The following is a 13,799-nucleotide window of genomic DNA, read 5'->3' on the forward strand; positions in this document are numbered from 1 at the left end:
CATAATATCAATGATAAAAATTTAATTGTTTTCCTTTTCATAAGGCCCATAATCATTTATTATAAATATTGTTGCAATTCATTAAATGCAACAAGCATTTGAATGAGTTAACTTTTCTTTAAATACTTCTGTAGTATTCTGGGATAAGAGATTAAGTTGAATTAAAAACTCTATTTAAGTTTTTTCAATTCAGTTAATTGTGATTCTATTTTCTTGTAGTGCTCTCTTAATTCTATTATTTCATCTGTCTTAGTTTGCAACTGTTTATTCTGTTCTATCAAATGCAACGTCAACTCCTCAATTTTCTGAAGCAATTTTGCATTCATCTCCCCTAAATCAACTCCATTATTTTTAACCTCTTCTGCTGAAGGAATACCAGGGAGGTGTCCTTTTTCTTTGATGTGCTGTTCGGTTTCTTGCAGAGAAGGCAGATTGTAGTTTGGCATGAAAACGTAGTCTGGCCAAGGAGTAGCCTCTACTTTGATTTCTGTCGCACGAATTTTTCCTACAACTGCTAATTTGTAACCTTTGGGATCATTGGTTCCAATTCCAATATTTCCATCTTTCGTAGCAACCATTGATGTTCCGTGCACAGATTGATAGGATTTATAAATACTTACATCTGACAATTGAGTCTCGTAAACTAACTGTGGTTTTGTTCCGTCTATTGCATTCCACCAATCCCCTCTAAAAGTAACTCTTCCTCCTGATCCGGTGATTTCAGCAGTTTTAATGGCTAAGTATGCTTGATTATTATAAGTAACTTTATAAACATTTACGCTTACTGTATTATCTGTAAGCGGAACAACCGAAACATAATTATTTGAATATGCCGCCTGAATTATAACTCTATACTCGGCATTAATATTTCCGGCGGAAGTTGTCCCTCGGTATAACGACAAAGTCCCGCTTAAACCAGCTTGCGGATTAGCGACTCCACTTACAATCATAGGACTCAATAAAATATAGTGAGGAGTATAGCCCTGACCAATATCACTCGTCATCCCTAAGTTATAGGGAGTAACAAATGTTGAACTGGTTAAAATCATGTCAACACCAGATTTGACTTCCAATTTAGTTGCAGGTGTTGTTGTACCGATACCAACATTGCCATAACCTTCAGGAAGTAAATTCATATGCAATCCATCATATTCGAAAACTCGACCGGAAAGCGAAGTACCATCTCCTCGGCCTAAGCCTGAGTTGAATAAAGCAACTGAACGAGCACCTGAGTTCTGATTATCAAAAGAGGATCCTTTGGGTTTATAGGTTAATGCCAAGTGATTATATGTCAACCAGCCACTTCTTACGGACACAGCTTCCGTTCCGTTCCCAAATTTTAAATTTCCAGAAACTGTAAGAGATCCTGTGTTGATAGCGTTTGTAGTTGTATTTCCATTGTCCGTAACAGTTTGAAGAGTTTGAGCAAATGCTCCATTAAACCCAACCATGGCAACTAGTAGAAGTAATTGTTTTCTCATTATTTTAACTTTTGATTTTTTAATTGGTTAATAACATTCCATATTCAGTCAGCTATTCTCTCGATTAGCATCAACTTCATTCTTTCATTTTTTAAAGAATTACTTAGTTTTCTCTCATGTTTGATAGTTTTTACTCTTGGAATAGGTGCAACAGAATCCATAAATCACTGGAGTGGTTGAAAGTTGGTCGAATAAGGTGATGCATCAGCAAATAATTGCTGCACTTAAGAAAACAATCTAAACATAAGATTAATAGGCTTTTATTTAGTTACTTATAGATGCTCATTTATTGAAAAATACATACTATTAGTTATACATTTTTCCATCGGTAATGTTAGATTTAATGCATAGAAATTCTATGATTTTAATCACTTAAGGTAGATTTCAAAAAGTTCAAGCCAACTTTACTCAACAACCAACTGAAACCCTGTATCAAACGCAATCTTTCCGTCAACCTCTGCTTCACTAACTAGTAAGCCTTTGATTTTACCAGTTTTGCCTTTGGTGATTAAGTCAGTTAGGTGTTTGTCGGTTAGTTTTTTGCCGAATGCTTCAAAAGGTAATTTAAAACCACAAACCTGGAAATTGCTACATCCATAGGCTGAATTCCCTTTTTTAAGTGGGTGCTCCTTGCATTTCGGACAGCTCATTTCTGCTATGGAAAGAGTCTCTTTAGGGGCTTTTGGCTTTGGCTCTTTTTTAGGTTTTTCTTTTTCCTTAGGGGCTTCTTGTTCAATTGTAATAATTCGGCCGGTATTATGAATTACTTCGCGTGTAAGCTCCACCACCATTTGAATAAGCTCCTGCTTGAAAGTATCAAGCACGTACTCCCCTTTTTCGATCAGGCGAAGTTTACGCTCCCAATCACCGGTTAATTCGGCACTCTTTAATAATTCATTTTGAATGGTGTCGATTAAGTCGATGCCTGTTTGTGTGGCGAAGATGTTTTTCTTTTTCTTCTCGATGTATTTCCGTTTAAACAACGTTTCTATGATGTTAGCGCGAGTCGACGGTCGGCCGATACCGTTATCCTTCATCAATTCACGCATTTCTTCATCATCGACTTGCTTACCCGCAGTTTCCATAGCGCGCAACAAGGTTGCTTCTGTATATGGTTTTGGAGGTGATGTTTTCCCTTGATGAATGCGTGGTTCATGCGGACCACTCTCTCCTGCTTCAAAAACAGGCATTATTTTCTCTTCTTCCTCCCCTTCTTTTTTCTCTGTTTTATCGTTAGCGTAGAGTTCTTTCCACCCTGGTTCCAATATTTGTTTTCCGCTTGCTTTAAATTCTATCTGTCCAACCTTACCTAAAACTGTTGTGTTAGAAACCTTACATTCAGGATAAAACGCTGCAATAAAACGACGTGTTATTAGATCATAAATGCGCTTTTCATCCGTACTTAGTCCGACAGGCAAAACACCTGTTGGAATAATCGCATGGTGATCTGTTACTTTTTTATCATCAAAAACAGCCTTTAACTTGGGAATAGGTTTCGCCAGAATTGGTGCCGTAAACTGACTGTAATAGGTCAGTTGCTCCATTATTCCGGCTATTTTTGGATGCAAATCTTCCGAAAGATAAGTGGTGTCAACCCTTGGGTAGGTCACAAATTTCTTTTCGTAAAGGTTCTGAATGTATTTTAGCGTTTCATCGGCCGAATATCCATATTTTTTATTCGCATCCACCTGTAACGACGTTAAATCATATAGCCGGGGATTCCCTTCTTTTCCTTCCTTTTTCTCAAACGATGTTACTTCAAAAGGATATTGCTTTAAATATTCAAGCCCTTTTTCTGCTTTTTCAATATTCTTAAGTCGATCGATTGTTGCCGTAAATTCTGTCTCTCGATAAATGGTTTTTAGCTCCCAATATTCTTCAGAAACAAAAGCATTGATCTCTTTTTGTCGTTGAACGATCATCGCCAGGGTCGGAGTTTGAACCCTTCCGATCGATAAAACTACTTTTCCTTGGCCAAACTTCTTAGTGAACAAACGAGTAGCATTCATGCCCAACAGCCAATCGCCAATTGCCCTTGCACTCCCTGCGGCATATAAATTATTGAATTGTTCAGCGTTCTTAAGCTTTTGAAACCCTTCTCTAATCGCTTCTTCGGTTAATGATGAAATCCATAATCGTTTAACCGGAGCTACGCATTTTGCTTTCAAAAGTACCCAGCGCTGAATAAGTTCTCCTTCTTGTCCAGCATCACCGCAGTTAATCACTTCTTCACATTGCGAAATAAGATGCTCAATTACCTTAAATTGCTTTTGAACACCACCATTATCAATCAGCTTTATCCCGAAATTTTTAGGAATCATGGGCAGATCTTCCAATCGCCAGGCTTTCCAACGCTCAGTATAATCGTGAGGTTCTTTTAAGGTACAGAAGTGTCCAAAAGTCCAGGTTACCTGGTATCCATTGCCTTCATAGTAGCCATCTTTGCGCTGCTTAGCACCAATAACTTCTGCAATATCTTTAGCTACACTTGGTTTTTCGGCAATGCAAACTTTCATCTTACTGGATAACGCGTTTTTTTAATTAAGGGCAACAAAAATCGATATTTTTTTAATGTTTAATTAAATAAACAACAATACTCGGCAATAAACAACTAATTACCAGATTTATATGTTTACGACTAAACCTGAATTTAACGTCCATGCGGTTTTCGGTAATTGCTCACTAGTAACCGCTCAATCCTCTGTAAATTGCACATCAATGCATTTAGCTAAAATTCACTTAAACTTTTATTCTTAAAAAACAATACTCCTATCCCAGAACAACACACAATTAACTATAAATAAGCCAATTATAATAATTTCAGATTTTTTTTTGCTGCATAAAGAGATATTCTATTTTTGCGAAAGATGGAGCACATTCAACAACATATTGAAGCACTGATATTTGCCTCTGAACAAAGTATCACTTCTGCGGAAATTGTAGCCTGCTTAAGTTCTGTAGCCGGAACTGACATTGCAGAGAAAGCCGTAGATGAGGCTATTGAAACGATCAGCCAGAAATATGAAGGTGAAGAGCATTTCTTTGAATTAATTGCCCTTAGCGGTGGTTATCAATTTATGACAAAGAAAAGGTTTGCTCCCACTGTTAGTTCATTGATTCAACACCGTAACAAAAAGAAACTTTCTGCTGCTGCGATGGAAACATTGGCGATCATTGCTTATAAACAGCCCATTACTAAAACAGAGATTGAACAAATCAGAGGGGTAAACTGTGATTACAGTGTACAAAAGCTGTTAGAAAAAGAATTAATAACGATTGAAGGAAAAAGTGATGCTCCCGGAAGACCGCTACTGTACGCAACCAGTAAGCTCTTTATGGACTATTTTAGTCTGAATTCTTTAAATGACTTACCACAACTTAAAGACATTCAGACCACTAATGAGAATGAAATTGGAGAGCAAACAGAAAATTAATTTCAAGCTTTCTTTTTTGATTTTAAAAACTTTTTAATTTTGCATAACCAGATTATTTTAAAATAAGTATTCAAAATAATCGAAAAAACTTAGCAAATTCGATCTAAGAATCTATAAGTAGAAAATTTAAATTTGAAGAGGTAAATGAAAACGCCAAAAAAACCAATTAAAAAAACCAGTGGCAAAAGTGCTTCAGAAGATGCGAAGAAAGGCATGAAGCCTCTTAACCCAAAAGATGCGAAAAACGCAAAAAGCCGTTTTGTAGATGACGATGACGACGATGATCTGGGTCTGCCTATGGATGACTTCGGTTCATTTGATGATGTAGAAGATTTTGATGATGACGATAGATTTTAATCTTACTCTATAAAACAAGAAAACCTGCTTTGTATAAAGCAGGTTTTTTTATGTATTTTTCTTACTAAACCGATAATTCAATCCAAACCGGAGCATGATCGCTCGTTTTTTCCCAACCTCTTACATGTCGGTCTACTCCTGCCTTAATTAGTTTACTTTGTAACTGAGGACTTAAAAGAAAATGATCTATACGCAAACCTGCGTCGCGTCCATAAGCATTCCTAAAGTAATCCCAAAATGTATAGATCGTTTCCTCCGGATATAATTTTCGTATTGCATCCGTCCACCCCTGAGCCATTATTTGATGAAATGCATCTCTTGTTTCCGGACGAAACAATGCATCGTCCACCCAACGCTCTGGTTTATAAACATCGTTTTCTGTCGGGATAACATTATAATCACCCGCTAAAATAACCGGTAAATCTTGTTTCAACAGATCTGACGAATGTAAGGCAAAACGCTTCAACCAATTTAGTTTGTAATCAAACTTTGGTCCGGGAGCAGGATTACCATTGGGTAAATACAAGCACCCTATCCTAACATTGTGAACATTGGCTTCAATATAGCGGCTATGTTCATCTTCCGGGTCTCCGGGTAACACTCTGCATATCTCTGTTATTTCTGCATTCCTGGCCAGAATAGCTACTCCATTCCAACTTTTTTGACCATGCCAGATAACATTATAACCGGCATTTAAAATGGCTGTTTCCGGAAAATTTTCTTGTGGAGCCTTTAATTCTTGTAAACACACGACATCGGGCTGAGTTTCCTCCAACCACCGAAGTAATACCGGAAGTCGGCCATTTACACCATTGACATTATAGGTTGCTATTTTAATTGATGACTTATTGTTTAGCATGATTGCAGAAGATTTACAGAAAAGATACCATTTTAATTGAAATAGAAAAAGGTTGACAGTTATCCTATCAACCTTTCCAATCTTATTAACTGTTCAGATTAATTCCAAACCATATCACAACCAACCGGAGCCACTTCTGGATAATCTACATCAATGCCATCTAAAGCAGCTTCTATTGCGTCTTCAAGATATACACGAGTAACCATATTTTCATTCTCCCAGCTGTCGTCAATTGCACCTTTATAGACCAATTCACGTTTTGAGTTGAATAAAAATGCTTCTGGAACTTTGTTTGCTCCAAACGACTTAGCCATTTGTTGATCTTCGTCCATCAAATACAGATGCTCCAATTTTAGATCATCATACATTTTCTTCATTTCCTCAAGTGATTCTGATTCACTGTTTTTGGCCATTGAATTAATACGTACAATCCCTAAATTATCCTCTTCGTATCTCTTTAACAGATTTTTAATGCGATTACGGTAAGCTACCGCAACCGGACAAGAATTATTGGTAAATATTACCAGTAATGCGTAACGATCGGCATATGCATATTGGTTATACATTTCGCCGTCTATTCCTTTAAGGTTAAAAGCAGGAAGTTTATCACCTATGTTCATAAGATTATTGAATGGTTATTTTTGACAAATCTCTGTTTTTTTCACTTAGCCACAAGTCAAATTTTATATTTTTGGCAACACAAAAATTAACTATGCAAATTACAGAGGTAAAAGACACTAAAACAAGAAAAGAATTTTTAGCTGTTGCTCCTATTATCTATAAAAACGATCCTGTTTGGGTACAGCCATTAGACAATGATATTGAAAGCATTTTTGATCCAAAATTCAATAATTTTCATTCTTTTGGTGAAGCCACACGCTGGGTATTAAAAAACGACCAAGGCGAACTTATTGGTCGCGTTGCTGCTTTTATCAACAAAAAAAAGGCATACCACTATGAGCAACCAACCGGAGGCATGGGATTTTTTGAATGTATTGATGATGAAAAGGCTGCTTTTCTATTGTTCGATACCTGCAAAAAATGGTTATTTGAACGTGGAATGAAGGCCATGGATGGGCCTATTAATTTTGGTGAAAACGATGCATATTGGGGTTTATTGATCGAAGGGTTTATTCACCCGTCATTTGGAATGCAATACAACCCTCCATATTATCAAAAATTCTTTGAAAACTATGGTTTTAGTCAGGCGTATCAGCAATTAACAAATATGCTGGCAGTAAAAAATGACCTGCCAAAACGTGTTGAAAAAATTGCTGACTGGGTAATTAATAAACCTGGTTATTCATTTGAACATTTGTCGGTAGCAAAATTCGACAAATTCGCTGCTGATTTTGAAGAAATTTATAACGATGCTTGGTGTGACTTTGAAAACTTTGTTCCTATCACTAAAGAAATATTGTTAGACAGTTTTAGAAAAATGAAACCCATTATGGATGAACACCTGATATGGTTTGCATACATAAATGGAGAACCTGTTTCGTTTATCATTTGCCTTCCGGATGCCAACCAGATTATCAAATACTTGGGTGGTAAAATGAACTTATGGAGCAAATTAAAATTTGTTTATTATAAATGGCAAGGTAAAATGGATAGGATCCGTGTAGTTGTTATGGGTACTAAACAAGCTTATCAAAATCACGGTCTGGAATCTGCTTTATTCAGAAAACTTCAGCATTATGTAATGCCTCAGAATCATTACACGGCAGTTGAGCTTTCATGGGTTGGTGACTTTAACACCAAAATGCAGGCTGTTCATGCCGCTTTAGGGGCAACTAAAGGCAAAGTACATGCAACATACAGAATTATTTTTCCTGACTAACAGGCACTTAATTTAAATTTAAAAAAAGCTGAATATTTAGTTTGGATTAAAAAGTAAAGCCTGTATATTTGCAGTCCCAAAACAAACCGCTCCAAGCGCTTTAAAAGGGGAATGATTCCGTAGCTCAGCTGGTAGAGCAATACACTTTTAATGTATGGGTCCTGGGTTCGAATCCCAGCGGGATCACTAAAACTGAAGTTAAACAGTTCAAAAAAGTAACTAAGATTCCGTAGCTCAGCTGGTAGAGCAATACACTTTTAATGTATGGGTCCTGGGTTCGAATCCCAGCGGGATCACTAAAACTGAAGTTAAACAGTTCAAAAAAGTAACTAAGATTCCTTAGCTCAGTTTGTAGAGCATCCCGATTTATCGGGAGGGTCCTGGCGAAGAATAAGAATCATTGAAATACAAAAAATACTAGATTCCGTAGCTCAGCTGGTAGAGCAATACACTTTTAATGTATGGGTCCTGGGTTCGAATCCCAGCGGGATCACAATACAAGTGATCAAATTCACTAAAACCTCACTAAACGTATGATTAGTGAGGTTTTTATTTTTAAGTTAGCTCCCAAAAATACAGCTACTCGCAATGTTCAGGGGCGTAATTAGGGAGTCATTTTTGAACAGGTAAAAGACGCCCCTAATTTCAATTACCTCACTCCTAATACTTGTGTTAACTGCTAAACATCTTGATTTCAACAAGGGTCAATCTTAAATTAATTAAGGTTTAACCAGTAAAATTGATCTGTGATGAAGCAGCTATTTAATCAAATCTTACTGTTAAAGAAATCCAAGAACAAACAGAATTCGCTGGCTACTGTTTACCTGTTGACGGTAAGCGTACCGAGATTTCCACAGGAAGGCAGTGTGAGATTCAGAAATGGTCACCCAAATCTGGACGACTTTCCGACAAGACCGAAGAAGTTACCAAACATAAAAAACCCTGATCAGTTCGAAACTGAACAGGGCAATACTAACATAAACTATAACTTACTTAACTACAGTAGCTTTGTCAACCAAATAAACGATATAAGTACGGTGAGCTTTTGTCTGCTCATCAGGTGAAGCAGCGGTGGCCATACTTGTTTTAATTTTTTTCAATGTATTGAAAGCAGCAGCTCTTGATGCATTATCAAACCCTGCAGGATTATTTACCACATTGGTTAATCCTTTAACATATTCTGTTTGCAGATTTTGTCTGTATAAATTCACCGAGCTATGTAAATCAGCATTGAAGATAGATTTGGTAAGATCGTTCATTACCTCTGCAACAGAATAAGAATTTCCATATAAACCAGAGTTGTTAATACGACTTAATGTGGTAGGATGAAGGAATTGTCCTAATAAAGCCTGATGTAAAAGAAGCGTAGTATTTTGAGGCTTATAATCTTCGGTATTACCAAAGAAATTAAAACCACGACGCTGCAATTGCATATACGAAAACAAATAACTATCCGTTGCAAAAGCATTCGGAGCAAAAACGTTAGCCGCAATCACTTCCATAGCTTTTTTCTGTTTCTCTTTAGGAACCACAGTAAATGGTTTTGCCTTCGCTTCTTGTCCATAGAAACTTCTATCTACATAAACACCTCCCACATAACGGCTTAACGAAGAAGCCATGATCATACGCTGATTCATCAGTAAACCATAGCGGCTTCTCAACTCATTGAACGACTGATTAGGTTTACTATACCTGTCTTTCAATTTGCCCATCATGGTGTTTACCAGTTTAAAACGATCTTCGGCGTAGGTAACCATGTCATTACTCATATCATTGATCATCACACGAGGATCGATACCATTACCAGGCGAACGCATATCATCGGCATCATTACCAAAAGCCAATTGAGGATCGGTACTTCTGCTTAAGATTTTATCCAAACCCGCTTTCTCTTCAGATGGCGCAAACGGAGTATAGCCAAACTGAATTGCCCAAAGATCATAAGGGCCCGCTTTAGTGGTATAATAATCACCTTGTTTACTTCTGTCGCTTGCCACGTTAATAGCCGGATAATCCATCACCGAACCCTGTAAACCTATTTTGCGGGTAATTTCTTTATTATTTACTTCAGATGGGCTTAACATGATGCTTGCCTTCATGTTGTGATTCAGACCAAGCGTATGGCCCATTTCGTGTAAGATCAGGTAATACAAGAACTGCTTATGCATTTCCTTAATTTCTGAATTTCCGGCACCCATCATTTCAGCCATACTTGCACCAGCGCCCAACTGCATTTTCAACTCGTTAGCCATCGTACAGTGATTAGCACAGCCTTTTACATTTAGAGGTAACTGCTGAGCTTGTTCTGTTCCCGGTACTGAATTGAACAAATCATCGAAAACAGGAGTTGAACTACCTGAACGCCATTCAACAGTAATATCAGCACCAAGAATTTGCCCTGTTTTAGGATTTACGAAACTTGGACCAATAGCACCGTATTGCGGATATGCAGATGAAACCCAACGAATAACGTTATAGCGAATATCAGCAGGATCCCATTTAGCGTCATCTGGCATTATTTTCATTACCACAGCATTTTTGAAACCTGCTTTTTCAAAAGCTTCGTTCCATTTCTCACCTGCTTCAACAATAGTTTGACGATACTCAACCGGAGTAGTATTTTCTACCCACCAAACAATTGGTTCAACAGGTTCACTAATTGCCGCATTTGGATCTTTCTTTACCAGATTCCAACGGTTAATAACATCTTTAAAGTCAGCTACTTTTACAGAGGTAAGATTATCAACCTCTTGTGTAAAGTAACCAATACGTGGATCGTCATAACGTGGACGGTAATCGTTCTGAGGCATTGCAAGGAAGCTGTGCTGCATGCGGATGCGTGTGTAACGAGCATCGGTAATGTCTTTTCCACCTCCATTTAGCGGAGCCGGATTGTCATATGCAAGATCCACCACTACATCGGTATTATCAGGATATGAACGCAACTTCGAATACTTAGATTTGCCTGCATTAAAATTACCAAGGTTAAATATCGCACCCGGAGGAATAGTTGGAGGTAATACTGGTTTTACCTGATCCAATTTATCACTTAGGAATAAACCATCAACCGCAACCAAATAACCGTTGGCATCTTCGGCAACGATTTTATCCGAGAAGAAAACCGACTCAGCCACATCGACATTTTGAGCTTTGCTCACCGCATTATTTGGGTCGTACCAAAAGCTAGTGTTCACCTGTGAAAACTCTAGCTTGTCAAATGCTTTTTGTACTTTGAACACCCATGTGGTACGAATCATGTTTTGGTTAAGGAATAGCGAAGTGGGTCCGCCCATTGAAAAGCTTTGATAGATAAACTCTTTCCCTAACTGATCTTTACGGATATATAGCTGTACAGTACCTTTTGTTGTGTCCTGATAAAGCGTAAATAGTCCTTCGTTTTTTGAATTCCCCTTTACTTTATCATCAATACTGGCTTTAGGAGCTGCTTTTTTTACGGAGTCGGCAGACGCGACGGCACCTTTCTTATCTTTCTTGCTTTGTGCAGCGACATTAATGCTACAACAAGCCGACAATAAGATCAGTCCGACAAGACTTTTAGTAAGTTTCATAGTGGTTGAAGCTGATTGAATTAATAACTAATACTTATATTATAAAAATTTAAGTTAGATATTAGATTTAACAAAAAGAAGTAGTTAAGTAGATATAAACAACCTTGTTACAAGACTTATCTAATTTGCTAAATAAACAGGAGAATTTCCGAATATTATTTTGCTGCATAACATTAATGATCATATATCTTTTCACTAATCAACACTAAGCAAAATCTGAAAAACAATATAAAACCTTGCACGTAGATTAAAAAATTCCGTTCCTATTATCATACACCCAGCCATACTTAAGGCATGCCCCGATCAAAACCTTTACTCCTGCGGGGAGTAAGTCACAATATCAATCCCAACTCCGTTTGGATCCTGGATGGCGAAATGGCGGTCGCCCCAAGGCTCATTTCATATATTAATTTTAATATCCACTCCTTTTTCTTTTAAATCCTTATACACTTTGTCAACGTCGTCTACTTCAATGGTAAAGTACATCCCCTGACCCTGAAATGGCTTTTGAAATAAAGATTGCTGTGATGCATGCTCGGGCAGAAGAAAACTTATTTCCCTTGTTCTTTGAAGTGTTCGCCTAAGCGATCAATTCAAAGTTTTAATAAAATGAAAGACCCTATCTGGCCGAGAACATAAAAGAATCATTCTGCTTTCTGCCGGACAGAGTCATCTGTATTATATTCACTTGAAAGTGGCGTAACGCTGAACACTTTAAGTAACAGAAAGGCTTTATAATACAAGCTCCGCACTATTTAGCTGTGCTATTTTTTTTTCCTCTTTGTTTAGTTCTATTTGTTTTAAAAACTTGTCTCTGTTAGATATGAGTTCTTGTAATTCTTGACGCCACTTGTTTATATCTACATTACAGGCTTTAAAATGACTTATGTCCCAATCTCTTTTATTGATTTGTCCCAATACATTTTGCGCTTCTTCAACACTTTTAAATAGAGCTATTTTGAGTTTTACTTCTTGAATTACGGCCTGCAAATATGAATTAGGAGCTGCGCTCAAAGGTGGTTTTTTTGAATACTCATCTATTACGTTTAGTATTTTCGTTAAAGAAATATTACTATCAAAAGGCAATGGTGATTGCTTTTTCACACTTTCCACTACTTCCCTAAAAAAAGTACTATGTTTTGTATAAGGAATGTTATATTGAAAACCCTTTTTATTGGAATATTCTTGTAACAATATTGGACCAGCAAAACAAGCCTTGACATCATTGCCCATTTTATTTCCGAACAAAGGATAGATAACAAAATGAGGTCTATACTCATCCGTTCTCGGCAGTTTTATTAACTCTAAACCAATTATTATCGGACCAACTATCTTATATAGCCTGTCTTGTGCATACAAAGTCAACTGAGGAAAAGTATTTTGCCAGTCCTCAATCACTTTCTTTTTTATTTCTTTATCTATTGCCATATTAAATTAAGGACTAACTACGTAAGTATGCTTGTATGTTCGCAAAAGCCTTCCTTTTCCTCCTATTGCAGCTTCAGCTTTCTGTACAGCCCTTTGTCACCAACTGAAAATTGGGTAGCAGGAGCCATTGGAGTTCACCTAAGGTCACTTCAAAGTTTTAATAAAATGAAAGACTCCTAGCAATCAGAGCAGGTGACTTTCTTAATAAAAAATCTATATTTTTGCTTCTATACTTTGTTTAAAAAGCTTATTCATACAAGTTGATCAACTCCATACTTTTCTTATAATTAAATATTCTCAATGAAAAATAGCACCATAAGAAATTGATCTCTAAAATGAATAACTCTAGCACTCTTTATGGTTACATATATTGAACACGGAAACATCTTCGATTTATTTGAGATTTCAAATTATGCACACGGTTGTAATTGTGCGGGAGCTATGGGAAAAGGGATTGCATTACAATTCAAAGATAAATTCCCCAAAATGTATCTCGAATACAAAAGACGGTGTAAGGAAGGCCTTTTTTATTTAGGAGATGTTTTTATTTATAATTATAACAATGGCACAGTTTTTAATCTTGGAACTCAAACATCTTGGAAAACCAAGGCTGATATTGTCGCTATTGAAAGTGCTTTAATCAAAATGATGTCATATGCAAATCAAAACGGCATTTTAAAAATTGCATTACCAAAAATAGGAGCAGGCTTAGGTGGTCTAAATTGGAATGACGTAAAATGTGTAATTGATAAAGTTGCACAAAAATTTCCTGGTATTGATTTATTTGTTGTAGAAAATTATAAAAACATATCAATCTAAAAAGCCCTAAAA

At 36.8% G+C, this 13,799-nt stretch carries 10 protein-coding genes and 3 tRNA genes; 7 read left to right on the forward strand and 6 right to left on the reverse strand.

Annotated features, from left to right (window positions below; all coding sequences use genetic code 11):
- Nucleotides 1-170 precede the first annotated feature (170 nt).
- Both SOLCA_RS22400 and SOLCA_RS12120 read right to left on the reverse strand, forming a co-directional pair.
- On the reverse strand, nt 171-1,481 hold the full coding sequence (locus SOLCA_RS22400) for a hypothetical protein (protein WP_014680743.1): 1,311 nt from the start codon (nt 1,479-1,481) through the stop codon (nt 171-173).
- Nucleotides 1,482-1,885: 404 nt separating this feature from the next.
- Nucleotides 1,886-3,997, reverse strand: coding sequence for a type IA DNA topoisomerase (locus SOLCA_RS12120; protein ID WP_014680744.1), 2,112 nt, complete (start codon nt 3,995-3,997; stop codon nt 1,886-1,888).
- A gap of 351 nt (nt 3,998-4,348) precedes the next feature.
- Here SOLCA_RS12120 and scpB point away from each other — a divergent pair, with 351 nt between their 5' ends.
- Together scpB and SOLCA_RS12130 are read left to right on the forward strand one after the other, a co-directional pair.
- On the forward strand, nt 4,349-4,915 hold the full coding sequence (scpB, locus tag SOLCA_RS12125; RefSeq protein ID WP_014680745.1) for an SMC-Scp complex subunit ScpB: 567 nt from the start codon (nt 4,349-4,351) through the stop codon (nt 4,913-4,915).
- 144 nt (nt 4,916-5,059) lie between these two features.
- Nucleotides 5,060-5,272: a hypothetical protein gene (locus SOLCA_RS12130; protein ID WP_014680746.1), complete on the forward strand. Its 213-nt coding sequence runs from the start codon at nt 5,060-5,062 to the stop codon at nt 5,270-5,272.
- A gap of 64 nt (nt 5,273-5,336) precedes the next feature.
- On the opposite strand, the gene xth is transcribed toward SOLCA_RS12130, so the two are convergent.
- Nucleotides 5,337-6,131, reverse strand: a complete 795-nt coding sequence (gene xth / locus SOLCA_RS12135; RefSeq protein WP_014680747.1) for an exodeoxyribonuclease III — start codon at nt 6,129-6,131, stop codon at nt 5,337-5,339.
- 98 nt (nt 6,132-6,229) lie between these two features.
- Nucleotides 6,230-6,751: a redoxin domain-containing protein gene (locus SOLCA_RS12140; RefSeq protein ID WP_014680748.1), complete on the reverse strand. Its 522-nt coding sequence runs from the start codon at nt 6,749-6,751 to the stop codon at nt 6,230-6,232.
- 92 nt (nt 6,752-6,843) lie between these two features.
- Here SOLCA_RS12140 and SOLCA_RS12145 point away from each other — a divergent pair, with 92 nt between their 5' ends.
- The 4 genes from SOLCA_RS12145 to SOLCA_RS12160 all read left to right on the forward strand — a co-directional run bounded on the left by SOLCA_RS12145 (nt 6,844) and on the right by SOLCA_RS12160 (nt 8,464).
- Nucleotides 6,844-7,971 (forward strand): GNAT family N-acetyltransferase, encoded by a 1,128-nt coding sequence (locus SOLCA_RS12145; protein ID WP_042481223.1) that lies wholly within the window; start codon nt 6,844-6,846, stop codon nt 7,969-7,971.
- Nucleotides 7,972-8,084: 113 nt separating this feature from the next.
- A tRNA-Lys gene (locus SOLCA_RS12150) sits at nt 8,085-8,157 on the forward strand.
- A 37-nt stretch (nt 8,158-8,194) separates the two neighbouring features.
- Nucleotides 8,195-8,267: transfer RNA gene (locus SOLCA_RS12155), tRNA-Lys, on the forward strand.
- Nucleotides 8,268-8,391: 124 nt separating this feature from the next.
- Nucleotides 8,392-8,464 (forward strand) — tRNA-Lys (locus SOLCA_RS12160).
- A gap of 496 nt (nt 8,465-8,960) precedes the next feature.
- Here the strand turns inward: SOLCA_RS12160 and SOLCA_RS12165 are convergent.
- Together SOLCA_RS12165 and SOLCA_RS12175 are read right to left on the reverse strand one after the other, a co-directional pair.
- On the reverse strand, nt 8,961-11,540 hold the full coding sequence (locus SOLCA_RS12165) for a zinc-dependent metalloprotease (RefSeq protein WP_014680751.1): 2,580 nt from the start codon (nt 11,538-11,540) through the stop codon (nt 8,961-8,963).
- Between the two features lie 732 nt (nt 11,541-12,272).
- Nucleotides 12,273-12,968 carry a hypothetical protein gene (locus SOLCA_RS12175; RefSeq protein ID WP_014680752.1) on the reverse strand — a complete coding sequence of 232 codons (696 nt, stop codon included), beginning with the start codon at nt 12,966-12,968 and terminating at the stop codon, nt 12,273-12,275.
- Between the two features lie 357 nt (nt 12,969-13,325).
- Between SOLCA_RS12175 and SOLCA_RS12180 the strand changes: the two genes are divergently transcribed.
- Complete coding sequence (locus SOLCA_RS12180) at nt 13,326-13,787, forward strand: macro domain-containing protein (protein ID WP_014680753.1); 462 nt, start codon at nt 13,326-13,328, stop codon at nt 13,785-13,787.
- Nucleotides 13,788-13,799 lie beyond the last annotated feature (12 nt).

Source organism: Solitalea canadensis DSM 3403, from assembly GCF_000242635.2.
In the GTDB taxonomy this organism is placed as follows: Bacteria; Bacteroidota; Bacteroidia; order Sphingobacteriales; family Sphingobacteriaceae; genus Solitalea; species Solitalea canadensis.

Excerpts from the sequence above, each read along its gene's own strand:
- SOLCA_RS12175 (WP_014680752.1), bottom strand. The coding sequence starts at position 12,968 with ATGGCAATAGATAAAGAAATAAAAAAGAAAGTGATTGAGGACTGGCAA.
- scpB (WP_014680745.1), top strand. The coding sequence starts at position 4,349 with ATGGAGCACATTCAACAACATATTGAAGCACTGATATTTGCCTCTGAA.
- SOLCA_RS12120 (WP_014680744.1), bottom strand. The coding sequence starts at position 3,997 with ATGAAAGTTTGCATTGCCGAAAAACCAAGTGTAGCTAAAGATATTGCA.
- SOLCA_RS12145 (WP_042481223.1), top strand. The coding sequence starts at position 6,844 with ATGCAAATTACAGAGGTAAAAGACACTAAAACAAGAAAAGAATTTTTA.
- SOLCA_RS12140 (WP_014680748.1), bottom strand. The coding sequence starts at position 6,751 with ATGAACATAGGTGATAAACTTCCTGCTTTTAACCTTAAAGGAATAGAC.
- xth (WP_014680747.1), bottom strand. The coding sequence starts at position 6,131 with ATGCTAAACAATAAGTCATCAATTAAAATAGCAACCTATAATGTCAAT.
- SOLCA_RS12180 (WP_014680753.1), top strand. The coding sequence starts at position 13,326 with ATGGTTACATATATTGAACACGGAAACATCTTCGATTTATTTGAGATT.
- SOLCA_RS12165 (WP_014680751.1), bottom strand. The coding sequence starts at position 11,540 with ATGAAACTTACTAAAAGTCTTGTCGGACTGATCTTATTGTCGGCTTGT.
- SOLCA_RS12130 (WP_014680746.1), top strand. The coding sequence starts at position 5,060 with ATGAAAACGCCAAAAAAACCAATTAAAAAAACCAGTGGCAAAAGTGCT.
- SOLCA_RS22400 (WP_014680743.1), bottom strand. The coding sequence starts at position 1,481 with ATGAGAAAACAATTACTTCTACTAGTTGCCATGGTTGGGTTTAATGGA.